The organism is Rothia sp. (in: high G+C Gram-positive bacteria) (genome assembly GCF_030540545.1).
Taxonomy (GTDB): domain Bacteria; phylum Actinomycetota; class Actinomycetes; order Actinomycetales; family Micrococcaceae; genus Rothia.
The window spans coordinates 1-21,639 of record NZ_JAUNVZ010000004.1 but is presented as its reverse complement, the minus strand read 5'-3'; the positions used below and the strand labels follow the sequence as shown (position 1 = coordinate 21,639).

At 55.7% G+C, this 21,639-nt stretch carries 18 protein-coding genes and 1 tRNA gene; 14 read left to right on the top strand and 5 right to left on the bottom strand.

The features are described from left to right. Positions 1-84: 84 nt before the first annotated feature. From nhaA to pknB, 11 genes are all read left to right on the top strand, one after another. Positions 85-1,440, top strand: a complete 1,356-nt coding sequence (nhaA, locus tag Q4P78_RS04435) for a Na+/H+ antiporter NhaA (RefSeq protein WP_303339144.1) — start codon at positions 85-87, stop codon at positions 1,438-1,440. 217 nt (positions 1,441-1,657) lie between these two features. Next, entirely contained in the window at positions 1,658-3,205 is a 1,548-nt protein-coding gene (locus Q4P78_RS04430) for a sodium:alanine symporter family protein (RefSeq protein WP_303339143.1), read from the top strand. Positions 3,206-3,373: 168 nt separating this feature from the next. Then, a complete protein-coding gene (locus tag Q4P78_RS04425; protein ID WP_303339141.1) occupies positions 3,374-3,634 on the top strand; it encodes a PLDc N-terminal domain-containing protein in 261 nt (86 codons plus the stop codon). 95 nt (positions 3,635-3,729) lie between these two features. Next, positions 3,730-3,816 (top strand) — tRNA-Leu (locus tag Q4P78_RS04420). Between the two features lie 254 nt (positions 3,817-4,070). Further along, complete coding sequence (locus Q4P78_RS04415; RefSeq protein ID WP_303339140.1) at positions 4,071-4,913, top strand: DUF3662 and FHA domain-containing protein; 843 nt, start codon at positions 4,071-4,073, stop codon at positions 4,911-4,913. Between the two features lie 2 nt (positions 4,914-4,915). Beyond that, on the top strand, positions 4,916-5,386 hold the full coding sequence (locus Q4P78_RS04410) for an FHA domain-containing protein (protein WP_303339138.1): 471 nt from the start codon (positions 4,916-4,918) through the stop codon (positions 5,384-5,386). 4 nt (positions 5,387-5,390) lie between these two features. Next, complete coding sequence (locus tag Q4P78_RS04405) at positions 5,391-7,064, top strand: PP2C family serine/threonine-protein phosphatase (RefSeq protein ID WP_303339135.1); 1,674 nt, start codon at positions 5,391-5,393, stop codon at positions 7,062-7,064. 22 nt (positions 7,065-7,086) lie between these two features. After that, entirely contained in the window at positions 7,087-8,538 is a 1,452-nt protein-coding gene (locus tag Q4P78_RS04400) for an FtsW/RodA/SpoVE family cell cycle protein (RefSeq protein WP_303339293.1), read from the top strand. Further along, positions 8,531-9,985 carry a penicillin-binding protein 2 gene (locus Q4P78_RS04395; protein WP_303339133.1) on the top strand — a complete coding sequence of 485 codons (1,455 nt, stop codon included), beginning with the start codon at positions 8,531-8,533 and terminating at the stop codon, positions 9,983-9,985. Before Q4P78_RS04400 ends, Q4P78_RS04395 begins: the two co-directional genes overlap by 8 nt. Further along, positions 9,982-11,730 (top strand): protein kinase, encoded by a 1,749-nt coding sequence (locus Q4P78_RS04390; protein ID WP_303339130.1) that lies wholly within the window; start codon positions 9,982-9,984, stop codon positions 11,728-11,730. The genes Q4P78_RS04395 and Q4P78_RS04390 overlap by 4 nt, the downstream gene beginning before the upstream one ends. Before the next feature lie 44 nt (positions 11,731-11,774). Beyond that, positions 11,775-13,805 carry a Stk1 family PASTA domain-containing Ser/Thr kinase gene (pknB, locus tag Q4P78_RS04385; protein WP_303339128.1) on the top strand — a complete coding sequence of 677 codons (2,031 nt, stop codon included), beginning with the start codon at positions 11,775-11,777 and terminating at the stop codon, positions 13,803-13,805. A 214-nt stretch (positions 13,806-14,019) separates the two neighbouring features. On the opposite strand, the gene Q4P78_RS04380 is transcribed toward pknB, so the two are convergent. The 3 genes from Q4P78_RS04380 to Q4P78_RS04370 are packed head-to-tail and all read right to left on the bottom strand — an operon-like array spanning position 14,020 to position 15,642. Continuing rightward, positions 14,020-14,652 (bottom strand): aminodeoxychorismate/anthranilate synthase component II, encoded by a 633-nt coding sequence (locus Q4P78_RS04380; protein WP_303339126.1) that lies wholly within the window; start codon positions 14,650-14,652, stop codon positions 14,020-14,022. 21 nt (positions 14,653-14,673) lie between these two features. Next, entirely contained in the window at positions 14,674-14,871 is a 198-nt protein-coding gene (locus Q4P78_RS04375) for a hypothetical protein (RefSeq protein ID WP_303339124.1), read from the bottom strand. Positions 14,872-14,892: 21 nt separating this feature from the next. Continuing rightward, a complete protein-coding gene (locus Q4P78_RS04370; protein ID WP_303339122.1) occupies positions 14,893-15,642 on the bottom strand; it encodes a class E sortase in 750 nt (249 codons plus the stop codon). Positions 15,643-15,777: 135 nt separating this feature from the next. On the opposite strand from Q4P78_RS04370, the gene Q4P78_RS04365 reads away from it, so the two are divergent. Further along, positions 15,778-16,248 (top strand): cell division protein CrgA, encoded by a 471-nt coding sequence (locus Q4P78_RS04365; RefSeq protein ID WP_303339120.1) that lies wholly within the window; start codon positions 15,778-15,780, stop codon positions 16,246-16,248. A gap of 89 nt (positions 16,249-16,337) precedes the next feature. Here the strand turns inward: Q4P78_RS04365 and Q4P78_RS04360 are convergent, their stop codons facing one another. Both Q4P78_RS04360 and Q4P78_RS04355 read right to left on the bottom strand, forming a co-directional pair. Then, positions 16,338-17,468, bottom strand: a complete 1,131-nt coding sequence (locus Q4P78_RS04360; RefSeq protein WP_303339117.1) for a hypothetical protein — start codon at positions 17,466-17,468, stop codon at positions 16,338-16,340. Beyond that, positions 17,465-18,397, bottom strand: coding sequence for an ArgP/LysG family DNA-binding transcriptional regulator (locus tag Q4P78_RS04355; protein WP_303339115.1), 933 nt, complete (start codon positions 18,395-18,397; stop codon positions 17,465-17,467). Before Q4P78_RS04355 ends, Q4P78_RS04360 begins: the two co-directional genes overlap by 4 nt. Positions 18,398-18,465: 68 nt before the next feature. Here Q4P78_RS04355 and Q4P78_RS04350 point away from each other — a divergent pair, with 68 nt between their 5' ends. Then, complete coding sequence (locus tag Q4P78_RS04350) at positions 18,466-19,101, top strand: LysE/ArgO family amino acid transporter (protein WP_303339113.1); 636 nt, start codon at positions 18,466-18,468, stop codon at positions 19,099-19,101. Between the two features lie 1,986 nt (positions 19,102-21,087). Next, positions 21,088-21,474: a hypothetical protein gene (locus Q4P78_RS04345; protein WP_303339111.1), complete on the top strand. Its 387-nt coding sequence runs from the start codon at positions 21,088-21,090 to the stop codon at positions 21,472-21,474. Positions 21,475-21,639: the final 165 nt, after the last annotated feature.

Here is a 21,639-nt window from a genome sequence, read left to right as displayed (position 1 = left end):
TCCACCTAGTGCACCCGCTGGCTGCTCTTCTATCCTCAGCGCTACACGCGGCGGTACACTGGAATTTAAGAGATAAGAGGATTTATGACCAACACTTCAACCCCCAACGCCCCCAATACTGTTCTCTCCCGCGGCTCCTACGCCGAATCCAAGCGCGTCACCGAAATTCTACGCAATGAGTCCGTCGGCGGTTTTATTCTGCTAGCTGCAACGGCTCTGGCTATTATTTGGGCCAATACTCCCTTTGCCGATAGCTATTTTGCTGCACGCGATGCTCTGATTCCGATTCATATCCCCGGTTTTGAGCATCTGCATATGAGCGTGGGTCATTTCGCGGCGGACGGTCTGCTGGCTGTGTTCTTCTTCCTCACCGGTTTGGAGCTGAAGAAGGAATTCGTCATTGGCGATCTGCGCTCCCCCAGCACCGCTATTGTGCCGGTGGCGGCAGCTGCCGGCGGTGTGGCGGTTCCGGCGATTATTTACGCGATTATTAATGCCTCCAATGCGAGCGCTATTCACGGTTGGGCTATTCCTACCGCGACCGATATTGCCTTTGCTGTGGCGGTTCTTGCGGGTGTAGGTACTTTCCTTCCCTCGGCTCTGCGTCTGTTTTTACTGACTCTGGCGGTGGTGGATGATCTGATTGCTATCTGCATTATTGCGATCTTCTACACCAATAATTTCCACGGTGAGTATCTGCTGCTGGCTATTATTCCTATTGCTCTTTTTGCGTGGCTGACTCACCGCTATGAGACGATGTTCCACCTGCGCACCCCCGCGGCGTGGTTTATTCTGCTGCCCCTGGGTGTGCTGACCTGGGCGCTCTTTATGGAGTCGGGTATTCACGCGACCATTGCGGGTGTGGTGCTGGGCTTCTGCGTGCCGGTGATTCACAATCAGCGTTCTGAGGCTGCCGGTTCCGAGACGGGTCTTGCCGAGGCCCTGGAGCATCGTTTCCGTCCCCTCTCCACCGGTTTCTGCGTGCCTGTCTTTGCATTCTTCTCTGCCGGCGTGACGGTGGGCGGTTTTGAGGGTCTGGGTCGTGCCCTGAGCGATTCGGTAGCTGTGGGTATTGTGCTGGCTCTCGTGCTGGGTAAGACCATTGGTATTTCGGGTACCACCTGGCTGGTGACTCGCTTTAAGGGTGCGAATCTTGACCCGGATGTTGCCTGGATTGATGTAATTGGTTTGGCGGTGACCGGCGGTATTGGTTTTACTGTCTCGCTGCTGGTTGCTGAGCTATCTTTCCCCGCCGGTTCTGCCCACACCGAGGATGCGAAGATCGCGATTCTGGTCGGTTCCATTACCGCGGCTATTTTGGGCGCTGCCCTGCTCTCTGCGCGCAATAAGCATTACCGCGCTATTGCTCTGAAGGAGAGCGTTGACGAGGATGAGAATGGCATCCCGGATGTCTTCGAATCTAAGCCTGGTGAAGGTTAATTATTCGTTACAAATATCCAAAAGTGTCCCCCGGCGGTTGCCGGGGGCATCTTTTTACCCGCACAATAGATGCTAAGTTCTTGCGGGCATTACGCCCGGTCGGAGCCACGAGCGGGCAGATCCCCGCCGGGCGCCGATAAGTCATTGCAGCCTCCTGCTTCCCGCCCACAGACCGGGAACTCTTAGGAGGCGTTGCATATTTAACGTTAGGGGCAGAGTGGATTCACTTCTTTCCGTCATTGAGGGCATCAATAGCAGCACTGCGTCGCTGACCGATGTTATTGATATTGCCCAGGGTTCCCTGTGGACCTATTTTCTGTTCTACGCCCTGATTGCGGCAGGCCTGTACATTACGATTCGCACGCGCGGTATTCAGTGGCGCGGCCTGCCTGAAATGTTCCGCACCCTGACCGATCCTGCCGGTACCGAGCGTAATGGTGAGAAGAGCATTTCCGCTTTCCGCGCCTTTACGGTTTCTGCTGCCTCCCGTGTGGGTACCGGTAATATTGCCGGCGTGGCTGTGGCTATTGCTATGGGTGGTCCGGGTGCTGTGTTCTGGATGTGGGTTGTGGCTACCGTGGGTTCTGCCTCGGCTTTTGCCGAGTCCCTGCTGGGTCAGCTCTATAAGGAGCGCGGTAAGGATTCCTATATTGGTGGTCCTGCCTACTACATGAAGCGCGGTTTGAAGGCTCGCTGGCTGGGTCTGATTTTCGTGGCGTTTATTGTGATCACGTACGGTTTTGTGTTCTGCGCTGTGCAGACCAACGCTATTGTTGAGGCTACCGCAAACTCTTTCAATATTGGCGTGACCGGCACCAACGGTATGGATTTCCGTATTCTGGTGGGCCTGGTGGTTGTGGCTCTGACCGCAGCTATTATTTTTGGCGGTATTCGCACTATTTCTTCGGTGACCGGTTGGCTGGTTCCGGTGATGGCTGTGCTGTACATTCTGCTGGGTCTACTGGTGATTGGTTTGAATATCACCAAGGTTCCCGAGATGCTGCTGATGATTTTCCAGGGTGCTTTGGGTATCAAGGAATTTGTTACCGGTGGCGCTATTGGCGCGATTGTCTGGGGTATGAAGCGAGGCCTGCTCTCCAATGAGGCGGGTATGGGTACCGCTCCCAACGCTGGTGCGACCGCTACCGTTTCTCACCCGGCAAAGCAGGGTTATGTGCAGACTCTGGGCGTGTACTTTGACACCATGATTGTCTGCACCGTGACCGCCTTTATTGTGCTGCTCTCCAACCCGGTGTACGGCGATAAGAGCCGCGGTGCGGGTCTGACTCAGGATGCTCTGGCAAGCCAGCTGGGCACCTGGGCGGTGCACTTCCTAACCATCGCGATTTTCCTCTTTGCGTTCTCTTCGGTGATCGGTAACTACTACTACGCCGAGTCCAATATTCGTTTTGTTACCGAACGCACCTGGGCGCTGGTGGCCCTGCGCGTGCTGGTGTTGGCTTTTGTGTTCTTCGGTGCGATTGCTTCGCTGGATCTGGTGTGGACCCTTGCGGATCTGCTCAATGGTGGCATGGTGATTGTGAACCTGATTGCTGTGCTGGCTATGACCGGTACCGTGGTGAAGGTCCTGAAGAATTACGAGGATCAGCGCAAGAATGGTCTGGAACCTATTTTCCAGGCATCGGATATGCCCGAGATTGAAAACCTTGCGGCGTGGGATGGCACTGATGATGTGACCACTCGCGAGTTCTGGGCTGAGCGTGATGCTGCCGCTGCTCAGCGTAAGGCAAAGGCCGCTCGCTAACTTTTCCCTCTGGTGTTGTGCCCCGTCTGCAGATTATTCTGCGGGCGGGGCACCGCTATATTCTCTGCCGTATTTTTGGGCTGTGTCCCAAGGTGCTATTCTGCACATATCCTCGCTCAACGCGGGGAAAGACTATGTCGGTGTAACTTCGGGAGTGTGGGAGAGCGCGTGGATTCTCAGCAGATTATTGGCTATGTGTATTTTTCGCTGATTATGGTCGGTGCTGCGCTGATGCTCTTTTGCGTGGCGACCATTCATCGCAGCCCGTATTTTACGGAGGTTCAGAAGCTCAAGTGGCTGCTTTTTGTGCTGATTCTGCCCTATTTTGGACCCCTGGCGTGGATACTGCGGGTACGCCGTGAGCGCGCGGAGGCGGCAGCTCGATCGACTGATTCTGGCGCCTCCGCGCACCCCACAGAAACTAAGTGATGAGAGTCACCCTTTCTCAAGTAGACACGGGGTAGAAAAGTCCGTATAGTATTACTTGTTGCCTGCGAGGTTCGAAAGAACAACGTAAGACACAAGCGCGAGTGGCGGAATAGGCAGACGCGCACGGTTCAGGTCCGTGTGCCCGTGAGGGCGTGGGGGTTCAACTCCCCCCTCGCGCACCAGATATCCCCGGTTCGAAAGAGCCGGGGATTTTTTGCATCTGCAGGCATTTACGGCGCAGTAATTATACAAATAACCTGCACACTCTCTGCGCTTTGACCTAAAATAGGATTGGCTGTATTCTCTGCGGGCTATGTACGTGGAGCACACAGCTAACACACAGATATTTTCGCTAAACTTGAGCCTTCAGACGTTCACACGTTTAGCAAACACCGAAAATATTAGAGCTACCGGGTCGTACAACAAGGAGGCGGCGTTGAGTTTCTTCAATAAGCTAGAGCAGGGTATTGGCAGCGCAGTCAATCGCGGCTTTGGCACGTTCGAAAAGGCGGATATCGCCAACCGAATTCGTACCATTATGGACGATAGTGCACATGTGGACCACACCAACCGCGCCCTCGCGCCCAATATTTACACTATTCGTTTCTCCGCTGAGGACTTCCCGCGTATTCGCGAATGGGGCAGCCCTTTCGCCTCCGAGCTGTGCGATCTGGCGGTTTCTCACGCTCGCGCCCAGGGTTACTCCCTGCTGGGTGCGGTGCGCGTGACCTTCTCGACTCTGGATACTCTTTCCGGTGGCGAGTACGAGGTCATCCCGACCTTTGAACAGTTCTCCCCCTCCTCTTCTCAACCTCACGGTGCGCCCGCTGTGCGTCCCGTGGCGCCTCCGCGTCAGGATATGCCCACCCGCATTACCAAGGACGCGGCTCCCCAGGCTCAGGTTCCCCAAGCCCAGTTGCCTCAGGCTACCCCGCAGGCTCGTCTTGCCGGCATTCAGAACCACCTGCCCTCCCACCAGGCTGCCGCAACCGGCGCCGTGCTAGAGGTAGACGGTGTTGCGCACCCGCTGAGCACTTTCCCCGTGGTCATTGGCCGCGGTAAGGAAGCGAACCTGCGTGTTGCCGATAAGGGTGTTTCCCGCCGCCACCTGCAGATTTCCTACGCTAATGGTGCTTTTGTCGCCCAGGATATGGGTTCGACCAATGGCTCTCTTCTCAATGGCTCTCCCCTGCGCGCACCCGTTGCCCTGGTGGATGGCTCGGTGCTGCATGTGGGTGGCACCCGCCTGGTCTTCCGATTGCCGGGAGGTAGTTATTAATTATGGCTTCTGAACTGACCGTCACGATTCTCCGTTTCGCGTTCCTTGCGCTCATCTGGTTCTTTGTGTTCCTGGTGGTGCGCGCGGCTCGTCGCGACTTGGGTTTGGGTAAGAATGTGCGCGCTATTGCCGTTGAGGCTCCGGCGCCGCACCGCGAAACCGTGCCTTTTGTTGCCCCCTCCCGCCCCTCTGAACTGATCATTATTGAGGGTGCGCAGGCTGGAGCTGCTATGGTGCTCGGCGATAGCCCCGTGACGATCGGTCGAGCCAATGATATTGAGGTGTCTCTGCAGGATGATTACGCCTCGACTAAGCATGCGCGCCTATTCCCTCAGGGTTCGCGCTGGTTCTTGGAGGATCTGCATTCTACTAACGGCACGTTCCTCAATGGTGAGCGGCTAACGCGAGCTACGGTGGTTGAGCCCGGTGTGCCCTTTAGGGTCGGCGGCACGACAATGCAGCTGAAGGATTAGTCGCATGAAAATAGCTTTTCGATTTACGGCGCGCTCCGATAAGGGCGGTCGCCGATCTAAAAATGATGACTCCGGTTATGGTGGTCGCTATCTTGCGGTGGTCGCTGACGGCATGGGTGGCCATGTGGGCGGCGATGTCGCCTCGGCAACCACTGTTTTGAACCTGACTCCTCTAGATCACCCCGATTTTGACGGCACCGCCAGTATTTACCTGGCGGATGAGATTCAGAGCGCCAACGCCATTATTAATGAGCTGGCGGCTAATGACGCGCGCCTGGCGGGTATGGGAACCACCTGTACCGCCCTGCTGGTGGACGGCGATCATATTGAGCTGGCGCATATTGGTGACTCCCGCGCCTACCGTCTGCGCCCTGCCGATCATGAGCACGGTTTTGAGCAGATTACCACCGACCACACCTTTGTGCAGCGCCTGCTCTCTGAGGGTCGTATTACCCCCGAAGAGGCTGAAACCCACCCGCACCGCAATGTGATTATGCGCGTGCTGGGCGATGTGGACGCTTCCCCCGAGCTTGAGCTCAAAACCCTGGATGCCCAGCTGGGCGAGCGCTGGGTGCTGGCATCTGACGGTCTGGAGGCCGTAGTCAGCAATGCTGAAATTGAGCAGGTTATGCGCTCCACCGGGGATCTGGATGTTATTGCCGATACCCTGATTGATATGACCTTGGAGCGCGGTGCTCCCGATAATGTCACCGTGGTGGCTCTGCAGGTCATTGACCGCTCCGTGCTGCCCGTGGATGAGCCCGTGGGTGAATCCTCGGTTCCGGCTGCCCCGTCGGCTCTGGCGAGCGCTGCTGGTGCCTCCGCCCTGCCCTGGACCCCGGCAGCTCTGAGCCCCGAGGGTGATTCTCTACCCGAGCGCCATTTGCGCCGTTTCCGTCGCGCCCGCGATTTGACCGGTTCCCTGCTGCACGGCAGTAAGCTCTCTGAGCAGCACCCGGTGGAGGCTGCGCGCACCTCGGCTGAGATTTTGCGCGGCGAGCTTGGCTTGCGACCACATCAACTGGTGGGTTCGGCTTCTGCTGCGACTATGACCGGTAAGATTCCGGCGGTGACTAACCGTACCTTAGAGCAGCGCGCTACCCTAGCTCAGCGCACTATTGGCGCTCAGGAGAGCCTGCCTGAGGAGCTTCAGGTGCTGGTCTCTGAGGATGAGCCGGCAATTACTCCGCGCCGCTGGCCTGTGCGTCTCTTTAGTTTTGTGCTTATCGCTGTGCTGCTCATTGGCGGTATTTGGGGTGCTCTGAAGTGGATTGAAACCCGCTACTATGTTGCCGAGTCCAATGGCTATGTGGCGATCTATAATGGCGTGTCCCAGCAACTGGGCCCGGTGCGTCTATCCCATGTGGTGGATGAGAGCGATATTCAGCTTTCTTCCCTCTCGGAGCATAACCGTACCCAGGTGCGCAATACGATTACCGCATCCAGCCTTGAGGATGCTCAGCAGATTGTCGCGCGTTTGCGTACCCACGCTAATTCCAATATTTCTAACCCCACTCCGGCGTCCCATTCTCCCGGTTCGGTAACCATTGCACCCACGGAGCCCAGTGCTTCTATTTCTCCGGGTACGATTACTGAGATTCCGGGCATTGTGGTGCCCAGTGAGTTTGCGCCCAGTGCAGAACCCAATGCGAGCGCTGGGGGTGAGGTGCGTGGCTAATTTTTCCGCTCTGACCTCCTGGATGACTCCCACGAACCCGGATGGTTCGCCCAAGGTGCGTTCCCGCCGTTTTGTTGAGCTTATTTTGCTGATTTTCGCGGTGGGTATTGGCTCTTTTGCCCTGTACCTCATTGATCCGGAGTCTGCCGCTGCCCCCGGTAGCGTGTGGATGACCGGTACCGTGGTTCTTGCCGGAGGTTCCGCGCTGATTCATGCGGTGCTCTACTTCCGCGCGCGCTATGCCGATCCTTTTATTCTGCCTCTGGTGGTGGCTCTGAATGGTATTGGTCTGGCAATGATTTTCCGTGTGGATGCCAACCTGAAGGATAAGGTGGGCAATGGTCAGCTCTTCTGGACGGGCTGTTCCATGGTGTTGTGCGCTGTCATCCTGGTGTTTTTGAAGAATCATCGTGTGCTGCGCAAGATTACGTATACCTCCTTAGCGGCATCTTTTGTGCTGCTGATTATGCCCCTGATTCCGGGTCTGGGTGTGGAGATTAACGGTGCGCGCATTTGGATTTCTCTGGCGGGTCGTACCTTCCAGCCCGGTGAAGTTGCCAAGATTACCCTGGCGATTTTCTTTGCCGGCTATTTGGCAACGCACCGCGATTTGATCCTGGCTGCGGGTAAGAAGTTTGGTCCGATTCGTCTGCCGCGTCTGCGCGATTTGGCGCCGGTATTTGTTGCCTGGGTTATTAGCCTGGGTGTGCTGGTGTTCCAGAAGGATCTAGGTTCGGCAATTCTCTTCTTCGGCCTGTTTATGGCGATGCTGTACCTGGCGACCGCGAAAATCTCCTGGCTGCTGATTGGTCTGCTGGGTGTGGGTTCCGGTGCATGGCTTGCCTATAACCATGTGGATCACGTGCACGCGCGTATTTACGCCTGGGTTCATGCCTTTGACCCGCAGGTTTATAACGCCCCCTATGGCGGTTCGGGTCAGATTCTGCAGGGTGTGTTTGGTCTTGCCTACGGCGGTCTTTTTGGTCGCGGTTGGGGCGAGGGTCGCACCTACCTGGTGCCCTACGCTAACTCGGATATGATCATTACTTCTCTGGGTGAGGAGCTCGGCCTGCTGGGTCTGGGCGCGATCCTGATGATGTACCTGCTGTTGATTTCTCGCGGTTTCCGCGCGGCGCTGGGTACTCGTGATGCCTTTGGCAAGCTGCTTTCGGCGGGCCTGTGCATGGTCATGGTTCTACAGCTCTTTGTGGTGATCGGTGGCGTTACCCGTCTGATTCCTCTGACAGGTCTGACCACTCCCTTTATGTCTGCCGGTGGTTCTTCGCTGCTGGCTAACTGGATTATTGTGGCGCTGTGGCTTTCCATTTCCCATAGTGCCCGCGCACCCCATGTGGTGAGTACTTTTGATGCTCCTTCCGGCATTGACCACGTGGATGATAGCTATGAGCCGGAGGGCGCGACCAGCGTGCTGGCGCGCATTACGGATTCTCGAGAGGGTGAACGCAATGGATAGGGCGATTCGACGCATGTGGATGTCAGCGGCCTGCGTATTCATTCTGCTCATGGGTACCCTCAGCTATATTCAGGTCTTTGACGCCGATAATCTGATGGATAATCAGTGGAATAACCGTGCGCTCTACGATAACTACGGTGCTAATCGCGGCCCGATCGTGGTGGACGGTGTGGAGATTGCCTCCTCTATTCCTTCCAATGATGAGTTCAATTATCAGCGTGTTTACTCCGGCTCCAATGCAGCCACCGCCCGTAAATATGCGGGTGTGACCGGCTACTACTCTCTCAATGGTGCAACCGGCATTGAGCAGGCAATGGATTCTGAGCTGGCGGGTACCTCCGATAAGCAGTTCTACGATCGTCTAGTGCAGATGTTCTCCGGTCATGCCGCCCGCGGCGCGAGCGTGGAACTGACCCTGGACTCTAAGTTGCAGGAGCTCTCGGCGGATCTTCTGGCAGGTCATAAGGGCGCCATTGTGGCAATGAACCCCAAGACCGGTGAGATTCTGGCGATGGCTACCTCCACCTCTTATGATCCCAATGCCTTGGCGAGCCACAATAATACGTCGGTGCTCAATGAGTACGCCGCCCTGGAGGGGGACCCCCAGCAGCCGCTGATGAACCGCGCTATTGGCGGTAATACCTACGCCCCGGGCTCCACCTTCAAGATTATTGATACGGTGGCGGCGCTGGAGTCGGGTAAGTACAACGGCCAGAGCACTCTGGATAATCCGCAGAATCTGCTGCTGCCGGGTACCAATACCTACTTGCCGAACTATGTGGGTGGTCAGTGTTCCACCCGCACCAAGGCGACCATTGAGTGGGCTCTGGCTCAGTCGTGCAATACTCCTTTTGCTCAGATTGCTATGGATTTGGGTGAGGATAAGATTGCTCAGACGGCGGCTAATTTCGGCTACGGTCAGCAGCTGAGCGTGCCCCTGACGGTTACCCCCTCGGTGTTCCCCACGGGTATGGATAAGAGCCAGTTGGCTCTGGCATCTATCGGCCAGTATGACGTGAAGACCACGCCCCTACAGGTCGCAATGATGAGCTCGGCTATTGCCAATAAGGGCGTGCAGATGAAACCGAATCTGGTGCGCTCGGTCAAGACGAGTAATTTGAGTACCATTTACGAATTTTCTCCCGAGAAGCTTCGTACCTCCACCAACCCGCAGGTTGCTGAACAGGTAAAGAATCTCATGGTAAATTCAGTAGATAATGGTATTGCCTCTCGTGTGAAGATTTCGGGTGTAAAGGTTGCCGGTAAGACCGGTACCGCCGAAATTGGCACCACGGGATTGAATAATTCATGGTTTACCGGTTTTGCCCCGGCTGATGATCCGCAGATTGCTATTGCGGTGGTCTATGAGGGCGAGAATGTGTCTGCCGGTGCACAACTTTCCACTAATGCAGGTAAGCAACTCTTTGAGGCGGTGTTGAACAAGTGAGGCCTTCAGCTGAGACCACCTTGGGCGGGCGTTATATCCTGACTGAACGTATCGCAATTGGCGGTATGGGTGAGGTCTGGAAGGCGCGCGATAAGGTTCTTGGGCGCACCGTTGCCGTCAAAATCCTGAAAGAGGAGTACACCGGCGACCCGGGCTTCTTGGAGCGTTTCCGCGCAGAGGCACGCCACACGGCGCTGCTGAACCACCCGGGCGTTGCCAATATGTTTGACTACGGTGAGGAAGACAATTCCGCCTACCTGGTCATGGAGCTTGTGCCCGGTGAGCCGCTGAGCGCCATTATTGAGCGCGAGCGCACCCTGTCCCCGGACCGCATTCTAAACATTATTGCTCAGACGGCCCGTGCCTTGGCTGCCGCTCATGCTCAGGGTCTGGTGCACCGCGATGTGAAGCCCGGTAACCTGATTATCACTCCCGATGATCGCGTGAAGGTGACCGACTTTGGTATTGCTCGCCTGGCGAATCAGGTGCCTCTGACCGCTACCGGTCAGGTGATGGGTACCGCCCAGTATTTGGCGCCCGAGCAGGCTACCGGTCAGCCGGCTACGCCTTCTTCGGATATGTACTCTTTGGGCATTATTGGCTATGAATGTCTTGCCGGCCGCCGCCCCTTTACGGGTGAGTCGCAGATTGCTATTGCTCTGGCTCAGGTGAATGATCCGCCGCCGCCGCTTCCGGAGTCTATTCCGGCTCCGGCGCGCGCGCTGGTGATGTGCCTGCTGGCGAAGGAACCGGAGCTGCGCCCTGCCGATGCGACGGCTCTTGCCGCTGCGGTGGATGCTATTCGTCGCGGGGATTTGCAGGCGGCTTATAAGGCTGTACCCACTCTGGAGCAGTTCATGCCCGGTGAGGATGCTACTCGCGTGGCTCCCGTGGTGGCTACCAGCAATGCGCCTCGCTTTGGCACCGGCGGCCGTTTTGAGCCGCGCACTACTACCTCCCCAATTCCGGTGGAGACCTCGGCAACCCCGGTGGCTGCTGAGTCTTCTTCCAAGAAGTCCGGGAATAATACCTGGGTGTGGGTTGCTGTAGTGGTGGCACTGCTTTTGGCTCTTGGTGCTCTGGTGATGATGTTCTTTAGCAATCAGCGTCAGGCAGCCCAGGAGATTGAGGCGGTTCCCTCAGCTTCGGTGAGTGCTTCCTCTTCTGCTGAGCCGAAGGCTAGCTCCAGTGCTTCTAATGCTCGCGCAGTGAATCTTTCTGCCGCCAGCTATGTGAATCGTCCGGTGGATGAGGTTGCTCAGGAGCTGGTTGCTGCCGGTTTGGTGGTGCAGAAGGTCGGTATTGAGTCGGATCAGCCCGTTAATACGGTGCTGCAGATTTCCCCTTCCGGTAGCGTGACGGTGGGAACGACGATTACGGTTCAGTATTCCACCGGTAAGCAGGTGGAGATTCCCGCGAACCTGGTGGGTCGTTCTTCGGACGAGGTCACCTCGACTATTAGCAAGCTGGGTCTGAACGTCACGATTCACTATGAGCACTCTCCCACACAGGCTCCGGGCACTGTGCTTCGCATTTCGCCTGAATCTGGAACGAAAGTTGAGATTCGTAGTAAGGTAGATGTGTATGTTGCGAATTCAAGCTCGGGTGCACCCGCTCGTGTAACCACGGTTACGGAAGAGCCGGATCCGGATGTTAGCGCCTCCGCTGCTCCCAGTGCCCCGGCACGTGCGAGCGCTGCGCCGACGGCTAGCGCGAAGGCTTCTGCCTCGGCTTCTGCCCGTTAATGTTTTAAGCTTCTACTTCTGATTTGTATTACCCAGGAGATTATATGGACCTGTTGGTTCCTGATACGGTAGACAACCGTTATAAGGTCATCGATGTCATCGGTACCGGCGCGATGGCTACCGTGTATTCTGCAGAGGATACTCGCCTCGGCCGTAAGGTCGCGGTTAAGATTCTGCGCCCGGAACAGGCCCAGGATTCTACATTCCGTGCCCGTTTTAAGCGTGAGGCGGAGGCTGTTGCTTCCCTGAACTACCCGGCGATTGTTGCCGTGTACGATACGGGTAACTACTCGCCCTCGGAGTCTTACGGTAGCGATAGCGCACAGGCGGCATCCTCCGAAGCAACCCTTCCCTATATTGTGATGGAGTTGCTGACCGGTCGTACCCTGCGTGAGGTTCTCTCCTCGGGTGGTCACCTGCCCCTGCGCGAAACTGCCGGTTATGCCCGTCAGCTGCTGGGTGCTCTGCAGTACAGCCACGACAAGGGTATTGTGCACCGCGATATTAAGCCGGCGAATATTATGGTTCTGCCGGTGACCGAAGAAGATATCGCTAAGGGTCAACCCGGTCAGATTAAGGTCATGGACTTCGGTATTTCTCGCGCCCTGGAAGAGGCTGGCGAGGCACTGACCAAGGCTAATGTGGTTATGGGTAGTGCACGCTATATGTCTCCCGAGCAGGTCAAGGGTGAAGAGGTTGATACCCGTAGCGATCTGTACTCGGCTGCTTGCGTGATTTATGAGATGATTGCTGGCCGTCCGCCTTTTGTAGCTGATTCCAATGTTGATTTGGCGGCTATGCACCTCTCGGATACTCCGGCGGCTCCCTCTTCCTTTACTCCTTTGGAGATTCCGGCTGCGGTGGATGCTGTTCTGCTCACCGCTCTGTCTAAGGATCCGGCTCAGCGCTACCAGAGTGCTGATGAGTTCGCTGCTGCCCTGGCAGAGGCGATTTCTCCCTCCAGCTCCGTTCCGGTGGATGAGGCAATGACTACCGCCTACACTGTACCGGCTGCTGTGGTGGCTGCCTCCGGTGCTGGCGATTACTCTCCCTACACTTCTTCTCTGGATTCCACCTCCGATGTTGAGGATGGCGATCTGGGTAATTTCTTCGACCCGGATGAGGACGAGGAGTACGAGGAAGAAGAGATTTACTACGAGGAAGAGCCCCGCAAGAGCGTGTGGGGTCGCTTCCTGATGGTCTCGGCTATTGTGCTGCTGGCTTTGGGCCTGGTGGGTTCGGTTCTGTACTACCAGTCCAAACTCAATGAGGTTCCTCAGGTTCAGGTGCCGACCATTAGCAATGTCTCCAAGGACGATGCTGATACTCAGCTGCGTAACCTGGGCTTCCAGCTCGAGTATAAGGAGGCTTTCTCCGATACCGTCAAGAAGGGTAATGTTCTGAGCGTTGACCCGGCTGCCGGTACCAAGATGGATAAGGGCTCCAAGATCACTGTGACTCTCTCGAAGGGTCCGCAGAGCGTGAAGCTGCCCACCGAGGATGATGTTCGCGGTCAGAGCGAGGCGTATGTCCGTAACCTGCTCAAGGAAGCCGGCCTGGTAGATGGCCGCGTGTCCACTGTGGATAGTGTGGATGTTCAGGCCGGTATGGTGGTGGGTCTCTCCCCCGATTCCGGTGAGGTTGAGGCTGGTTCTACCGTGGATATTATTCTTTCCTCCGGTAAGGTCAAGGTTCCCTCCGTGGTCGGTAAGACCCAGGATGCTGCTACCGAGGCTCTGAAGAACGCTCAGCTGCACGTGAATATTAAGTACGTGACCACCAGCAATAACCCGGCGGGTACTGTGATTTCCCAGAGCTTGGCGGCGGATACTCCGGCTGAGCAGCACACCACTGTGACCATTGAGGTGGCGAAGGCTCCCGAGCCCAGCGCTTCTCCCAGTAGCGCAGCTCCCGCGCCGACCGCTCGTGCGACCACCGCGCCGACTCAGGCTCCTGCGGCTACCGCTCGTGCGACCAGCGCTCCCAGCTCTTCGGCTCCGAACACTCCGGCTGGTGCTGCTAATCCTCCGGCAAATGGCACTGGTAACAGCACCGCTTCGTCTAGCCGCGGCTAATATCTAGATTACCTAGGCTAAAGGCTCTAGCAGCTCTTCTAAGAGCTTCTAGAGCCTTTAGCGTATAAAGAAACGTTCAATATATAAAAGGGCGTTCTAGAGGGATTTACACCCTCTAGAACGCCCTTTAGCTATACGGCTGCCTCTCTCACGGTGATTGACAGCCCGTATACGCGATAGCTTATCGGTTCCTAGGAGCCTAGCCGGTAGAACTCTAACCAATCAACGGCGAGAGCTCCTTAGCGCGAGCTGCCGCCCCTTCAAGACCGACCTCTTCAAGCCAATTGCCGAGCATCAGGTAACCGCTTTCGGTCAGGACCGACTCGGGGTGGAATTGCACGCCGTGCATGGGAGCGGTGCGGTGACGCAGACCCATAATAATGCCGTTATCGGTCACGGAGGTGACCTCCAGAGTATCGGGCAGAGAGTCCGGTTCCACCGCCAGGGAGTGGTAGCGGGTAGCGGTAAAGGGGTTGGGAACGTCCACAAAGACGGAGATGTTTTCGTGGGTGAGCACCGAGGTCTTACCGTGCATCAGTTCCGGAGCGTGGCTGACGGTTGCGCCGAATGCCTCGGCAATGGCCTGGTGCCCCAGGCACACGCCCAGCAGGGGCTTGTGCTCATCGGCAGCCCAGCGAATGGTATCAATAATGACGCCGGCTTCTGCGGGTGCGCCGGGGCCGGGAGAGATCAGTACACCATCGTGCTCTGCCGCGAGCGCGAGGGTTTCTTCCAGGCTTTTTTCGTCATTGCGAATGACGGTGGTTTCGGCGCCGAGCTGCTGCAGGTAGCCGACCAGGGTAAAGACAAAGCTGTCGTAGTTATCAATGACCAGGATGCGAGTCATAATTCTCCTCTAGGGTAGGTCTTAGCGGCTTGTGGGGCTGGCAGAGGGGCTTGAGCTACCGGGGTCAATGGTGACGTCCAGGTTAAAGGGCCCGTACTGAGCAAAATGGGGGAATACGTACTCCATGAGCGCATAGACAATCGCGGCAATGAGCAGAATGGAGATCAGAATGCGTACCCAGAGCGGACCGGGCAGGTGGCGGAAAATCCAGCCGTACATGGTGGGTTCCTTTTCTCTAGGTTACTTGGTGGTCAGGTGGGCAATGGGTTCGGGGGCACCGGCTGCTGCGGGGCGCCAGGATTCAAAGCGCGCGTGCACAATATAGCGTTCGGTATCGCCATAGCGGGGGTGGCAGGTGGTGAGCGTCATCAGGCGCTCGGTGGGTGCTACGCCGGGCTGGCCGGGAACGGGGTCAATGACATCCACGCGGTCGGGGGTGACGATTTCGTGGCTATAGACGCTGTAAATGTAGTAGCCGTCTTTGGTGCGCACATAGATTTTATCCCCGGTTTCTAGCTGGTCGATATAGTCCAGTACGGCGCCGCGGGTTTGGCGGTGGCCGGCGACGGAGAAGTTACCTACCTGGCCGGGTAGGGCGGTTTCGTCGTAGTGACCCAGGCCCAGGGTGTCGATAACATCGCTGGTGGTGTCCTGCGCCAGGGGTCGCTGGTAGTCATTGCCGAGCTTGGGGATGTAGATAATACCGAACGCCTGGCCGTGGGCGGGGTCCTCTAGGGTGCTCACGGGGTTGGCGGGGTCCCATTCAATAATTTCTTGGGGTGTTGCCTGATCGAATTCACGGCTTAGGGAGTCTACGGCTGCTGCCTGGGTGTTATTGGCGGCAATATTGGTCCACCATAGCTGCCAGGCGACAAAGAGTAGCAGGATAAGTCCGGCGGTAATGAGCAGCTCGCCCAGGATTTGAACGACCCATTGCAGGGCGCTTTTGGGGGCGGGCTGCTTCTGTGCTGCCGTGCTGGTTCGGGCCATAGCTTATCCTTTGTACCGTAGAGTCTATCTATCTTTAGTGTAGAGAACGCGAGTCAAAGATGAAATCATCCCGCGAGTCTGCAAAGATAGTTCTAACGTACATGAAAAGTTTGCCTAATACCATGCGGAGGATAGATGGCGACCACATCTGCTCGGAAAAATTCTAAGCGTAAGAAGTCTGCGGCACAGGCTCAGCGTGCCAAGGCTCGTTCTGAGGAGCTGAAGGCACGCGAGGCGCAAGCTCAGGAGGCCAAAGAGAGCCAGGAGAAGACCTCGGAGGTCAAGGATAGCTCCACCAAGGCCGAGAAGGCATCCGATTCGAAGAAGTCTGAGTCTAAGAAGGCTAAGAAAGAGCCTCTCTCTGCTGACGATGAGCGCTTTATGCGCGTGGCTCGGGAGCTGGAGAGCAGCCAGACCCTCAAGTCCCCCACCCCCCTGTGGTACAAGGTGATTATGTTTTCCCTGCTGGTGGTGGGCATTTTGTGGATTATTGTCTACTACATTACGAGCGGTCTGTACCCGGTACCGAGCATTGGTGGCGGTAATATTGGCGTGGGCGTGGGCGCACTCATGGTTAGTATGCTCATGATGACACGCTGGCGATAGCTTACTATAGCGTTGAAACGCAGGAGCCGGTATCCGAGATGATCTCGGGTACCGGCTCCTGAGTTTAATCGTGCGCTCTACGCCGATCTTTAGCGCAGGTTTCGATCCGTTAGCTTCTGCTTTCCTGTTAGTTTCTGCTCTTGGTTCTTTTGTCGTCCTGAACCTCGAGGGGATGTGCAGTGGAAAATCACCACTAGGGCCAGCAGAATAATAATTTCGCACAGGGTTTGGAGCACCACGCTCAGGCGCATAAGCTGCGCACCCGGGTAGTGACGCAAGCTAACTGCCAGCACGCTCACCACGGGGAATATAACCAGGGCATTACGAGTTGCAGCGCTCATACTCACGGCAATACTATCGCTGCGATCCAGACGCGCACTCATACGAGCCAGGGTATATGCCGCAGCTGCCGAGAGTGCCCCGTAGAGTATATAGACGGCGGCTATGGGTCCTAGATGTTCGATCTCCCGACTGTGTACCACGGGCGCTGTGTAGGCAGCGGCCATGACGAGCAGCAGCAGGCACATCAGAGGCACCATAAAGCGTTCTGCACTGGTGCTTAGAATGCGTGCTATATAGCTGGCTGTGCGCAGGGCGGCACTGGGGGTTCTGGGTGCATGGCGCAATAAATATTGCAGGGCAATGGCTGCACCGAAGGGAAGCAGGAGCACTAAGATAACGATTCCGTATCCTTCGGTCCAGCCACCAAAACCCTCTATATGAATAATTGGCAATATACCAATGTAACTATAAATACAGGTCAATATAGGTATATAGATAGCCTGAACACTCAAAAGCAGAGGTGTTAAAGCCAGCAAGGGTTGCCAAGACCCACCGGCAAGGCGCGTAAAAACCACCACATAATCAATGCAAGGAGCCAGAAGAATAATTGCCACCGCGTAGGATTCAACCCCCGCACCGGGCAGAAAAAGCACCAGCAGCACTGAGACAATCAGAGGATTAAGCACGCAATTAACGGTTAGAATAACGGGCAGAATCCGAGCCACCTCAGCAGAGAGGGAGCGGCTTGCCCGAGCGCTACTATCTACGCTAAAGAAGGGAATACCCATAAAATTAGCCCAGAGCAGCACACCCAAAACAGCCGGAACCAGCAGCTCACACCAGGCGGTACCCTCAACACCCAGTACTAGCGATAGGGCTGCACCAAGGCTTAGGGAGAGCAAATATAAAAAGCTCTGATAGCGATCCAACCAACTCATGAATTCTGCCCCGCATCGGCAGCCCGACGAATCCCATCCGTCACGCTAGCCAGCAGAGGAGAGTCAATATTCCAATGCTGCCAATATAGCTGCACCTCAAAAGGCTCCTCCACCAGAGCCACCAGCTCCCCGGAGCTCAGACCTTTCTCGCATTGCTCCCAGGGTAGTACGCCCCAGGCACACCCGGCATCCACGGCACGGGCATAATCGGGTGAGGAAGGAACATAAAGACGCGGAGCCGGAACCCGCTCAGACAAGCTAAAGTCGCTCTCCTCGGGGTTTATACGGTATTGTGCCTCCAGTAGCTGCCGTGCCCGGTGATAGCCATAATCCTGACGGTCATACTCCAGCACGGGGGCAGCATCCAGCTGTTCCAAAGACACGCGCGGGAAATCAGGAAAATGACGCTGCACAAATTCCCTCGACGCCACCACCCAATACTTCATAACGCGCAGAGGCTCCCAGCTGCAGCCTGCAATAGGGTGAGGATCAGAAGTAATCGCCCCCATCACCTCACCGCTGCGCAGCAGGGCACTGGACTGAAACTCGCCCTCGCGGCGAATCTGACAATAAATAGATTCCTCCACCGCCAGGGCGCGTACAGCCTCCATGAACCAGGTGGCAAGAGAATCCGCATTAACCGCAATAGAGATTGTGCGATGCCCTGTAGAGCCCGCCAAGGCACGCTCCAACTCCTGCTGTAGGTACTCGCTCTGGCGGGCAATACGCAGAATATTCTCCCCCGCCGCTGTCGGCTCGATGGGGTTGGTTCTGCGCAGCAGTACCTGACCGGCAATGCGCTCCATGGTTTTCACACGCTGGGAAATAGCCGGGGCGCTCACTCCGAGAATATCGGCGGCGGCCTCGAAGGTCCCGTATTCAATAATCGTGACGAATGTCTGTAGCTGGTCTGCACTCAAACGGCTCATAAGACTATTTTATGCTACTTAAAATTCTTGAAATAGATTTATGTCGGCGTGTTGGGTATGCTCAACACATGAGTATTGACACCGCACTCCTACCCATCGCACTCACCGGCTTCACCACAACACTGACCCTCATCGTCGCCATCGGCGCCCAAAATAGCTACGTCCTCAAACAGGGAATCCTAGGACGCTGGGTGACCCCCATTATTATCTTCTGCGTACTCTCCGATGTGCTCCTCATTGGGCTTGGAGTCTTCGGCTTCGGCAGTCTCATCCACGCCGCACCCTGGATCCTGGAAGTCTTCCGCTACGGAGGCAGCATCTTCCTGCTCTGGTACGGCCTCAACGCCCTATGGCGCAGCCGCAAAAGTGAAGCGCTCATTATTGACACCGCCGACAGCGGACCCCAAACACTAACCAAAGCGCTTCTTATCGCCGCAGCCATGACCTACCTCAACCCGCACGCCTATTTGGACACCACTATTCTGCTCGGATCCCTCGCCAATAACTACGGTGACCCCGGACGCTGGTACTACTACATTGGATGCTGCTTCGGATCCCTCGCCTGGTTCCTGCTGCTCGGTTATGGTTCTCGATTCCTCCGACCGATTTTCGCTAAGCCTGCCGCATGGAGAGTACTCGATATTGCAATCGGCTTGCTCATGATTTACCTGGCATACACCATTTTCACCATGCCTTCTCTATAAACACTATGGCTAGGCTGCGGCTGAGTATCTGATTTTTCACATGGGATGATACTCCGACAATCAGGTAAGAAGCACACGCTACTGGTCTCGAAAACACAACTGCCTGGGGCTCGTCCCATGAGCTTTATCTGAGTTTCATTGAGCACTTTGGTTCCGGCGCCGCGGTGGAGATTGAAACTTCGCGGGTGCTCAAACATTGCTCCGGAAGTATCACCTTTATGAGGCTAGTTCGGGTTGGTTTTTCATACTTCCTGCGCAAAACTGCGCGCCGACGCTCGTTTCTTCTCCTTGCGGCTTGTACTCGTACGTCACGTTTCCGAAGTGGTTATGGCTCCGAGTTTTTGAGGTTGGGTCGCGGTGCGAGGAAAAGACATTCCGTGCTTATGGTTGCGTTTGCGAGTTTGGAGGCGAGAGTAGAGAGACCGCTCCAGCTCAGACAATGCCACACCCCGCACTATCTGACACAGGTTTTTATTGTGTTGGTGGTGCGGGGTTTGTCATAACTCGTAAGTCGCGTGCCTCCACTCTCACCTCTATGCTTGCGTTCTGCAGAGAGCTGGGACTTATCCGTGCAGTCCTGAAGGGGGACGGCGAATAGGGTTTTCGAGTTCTCGCCTTCCGCACGCGTCTTCCGGTGTTCTTTTCCCCGACTTCGGGGTGCTAGCGTTTCTGAGGCTTCTTCCCTTTTCTTGGGTGCTCTACGTTTTCTCTCCCAATACGGCTAGACTGCGGTCACACCCCCGCATGGGATGATGCTCTTTAGATCCGGCAGGAAATCCAACCCAAGCGAACTGTAGAACGCGACTGTCTTAGCATCGTCCCATGCGCCCCGTAAATGATCATCCGCATCGAATACTACGATTATGCTCGCACGTCGCGAATAGTATTTTTTGTCGCGAGGGGTGTCTTCCTTCGCGACGAAAAATAGTATTCGCGACGTGGGGGTATTTTACATACCCGCATGGGATGAGCCTCTGACGATCGGGTAAAAAACACACGCTACTGGTCTCAACAATGCTAATGCCTGGGGATCATCCCATACGCCCATAGTGATTCACCTTGTGTTAATCCCAGCCCATGCCCAAAAACGATATATATCGACAGGTTGTGAGCGCTCTAAGTGTCTATTGAGTACTGTATTTCATGGCTCAATGAACATTATCTACGCTCACAGCCTGTCAGTAGTCGTATGGGATGAGCCTCTGACGATCAGGTAAGAAGCTCGCGCACGTGGACTGAAGAAACGCAATTACCTGGGGCTCAGCTCATCGGCTCAATTACGTGGCGCATGGGACGATGATACCGAGGGTGTAGGGTTTTTGGGTTCACCAGCCTCCCAGCCCTTACTGGGGCTAAAGAACATCATCCATGCGGGTGGTATAGTCCGCAGCCTTGCCGGATTGGATATAGACATATCCGAGTTTGAAGAAAGGAAAGAAATCTACGAAACCCTACCACCCCGAAAGTGGGTACAAGATCAGGCAACACGCGTGCAAAACGCAAGCAGCGCAGAACCCCATTCGCAGCCCCTCCTCAGGGCTGCAGGGGTAAGTCCCAGCCATCTGCAGAGCGTGAGAGATAAGAGAGAAACAGCGCGGACATCAGGGGACCCAACCATCTTTGGAACACGAGATACAGACCAAAGCCAAGCAGAAAAGAAAACCCAGCCATCTCGGGAACCGGAGCGGGCAGAGGAAAAGGTTGAGCGCTATTAGCCTGAACATTTCGCTCCAGCGAAATGATCAGGGTCGTGCGCGAACGCCTTTTCCTCGTACTGCGCCCCAGTCTCAGAAACCCAAACCCAACACCCTCTACTCTTGTCTCCAAAAAAGCAACGCAATCATAGCTCTTAATGCACCGAGCTACAGTCTCTAGAACTCGCGCACTCAATAATCCGTATCTTCGCCTCAAATAGCCGTCAGAATCTGCAATGTTTCACGTGGAACATATACACTCGATCTGGAACAGCTCATCTAGAATTGGAGTATGTCATTCCTATTAGACCGTGAAGCAGCCAACCAATCTGCTCGACGCACTGCAGCAGCTCTAGCTACTATGGGCACTCTGCATTTCCTGAAGCCAGAACCATTCGACTCTATTATTCCTCCGTCATTTCCCGGTAAGCCTCGCGCTTATACGTATCTCTCGGGTGCAGCTGAGCTGAGTATTGCAGCTATGCTTGCCTGCCCAAAGACTCGTAAGCTGGGTGCATTGAGTTCTATTGCTCTCTATGCTGCGGTGTTTCCTGCGAATGTGCAGATGGCTCATATGTGGCGTTCTAAGCCGCCTGCTATGCGTGCTCTTGCTTATGGTCGGCTGCCTCTACAGCTTCCTTTGAGCTATAAGGCGTGGAGGATGTATAAGTCTCTTTAAATACGAAAAGGGGGTGGCTCTCTATAGATGATCTATAGAGAGCCACCCCTTTTATTTTGGAGTATATCTATGCGCAGATACAAAAAAGGAGGATCCGTAAGGATCCTCCTTTGAATAAAAAACCGGCGGCGACCTACTCTCCCACACCCACAAAAGTGCAGTACC

What these genes read in the sequence shown, in the direction of transcription:
- Q4P78_RS04400 (WP_303339293.1), top strand. Translation starts at nt 7,087, where the DNA reads ATGACTCCCACGAACCCGGATGGTTCGCCCAAGGTGCGTTCCCGCCGT.
- Q4P78_RS04370 (WP_303339122.1), bottom strand. Translation starts at nt 15,642, where the DNA reads ATGGCCCGAACCAGCACGGCAGCACAGAAGCAGCCCGCCCCCAAAAGC.
- Q4P78_RS04410 (WP_303339138.1), top strand. Translation starts at nt 4,916, where the DNA reads ATGGCTTCTGAACTGACCGTCACGATTCTCCGTTTCGCGTTCCTTGCG.
- Q4P78_RS04360 (WP_303339117.1), bottom strand. Translation starts at nt 17,468, where the DNA reads ATGAGTTGGTTGGATCGCTATCAGAGCTTTTTATATTTGCTCTCCCTA.
- pknB (WP_303339128.1), top strand. Translation starts at nt 11,775, where the DNA reads ATGGACCTGTTGGTTCCTGATACGGTAGACAACCGTTATAAGGTCATC.
- Q4P78_RS04405 (WP_303339135.1), top strand. Translation starts at nt 5,391, where the DNA reads ATGAAAATAGCTTTTCGATTTACGGCGCGCTCCGATAAGGGCGGTCGC.
- Q4P78_RS04345 (WP_303339111.1), top strand. Translation starts at nt 21,088, where the DNA reads ATGTCATTCCTATTAGACCGTGAAGCAGCCAACCAATCTGCTCGACGC.
- Q4P78_RS04365 (WP_303339120.1), top strand. Translation starts at nt 15,778, where the DNA reads ATGGCGACCACATCTGCTCGGAAAAATTCTAAGCGTAAGAAGTCTGCG.
- nhaA (WP_303339144.1), top strand. Translation starts at nt 85, where the DNA reads ATGACCAACACTTCAACCCCCAACGCCCCCAATACTGTTCTCTCCCGC.
- Q4P78_RS04375 (WP_303339124.1), bottom strand. Translation starts at nt 14,871, where the DNA reads ATGTACGGCTGGATTTTCCGCCACCTGCCCGGTCCGCTCTGGGTACGC.
- Q4P78_RS04395 (WP_303339133.1), top strand. Translation starts at nt 8,531, where the DNA reads ATGGATAGGGCGATTCGACGCATGTGGATGTCAGCGGCCTGCGTATTC.
- Q4P78_RS04355 (WP_303339115.1), bottom strand. Translation starts at nt 18,397, where the DNA reads ATGAGCCGTTTGAGTGCAGACCAGCTACAGACATTCGTCACGATTATT.
- Q4P78_RS04380 (WP_303339126.1), bottom strand. Translation starts at nt 14,652, where the DNA reads ATGACTCGCATCCTGGTCATTGATAACTACGACAGCTTTGTCTTTACC.
- Q4P78_RS04350 (WP_303339113.1), top strand. Translation starts at nt 18,466, where the DNA reads ATGAGTATTGACACCGCACTCCTACCCATCGCACTCACCGGCTTCACC.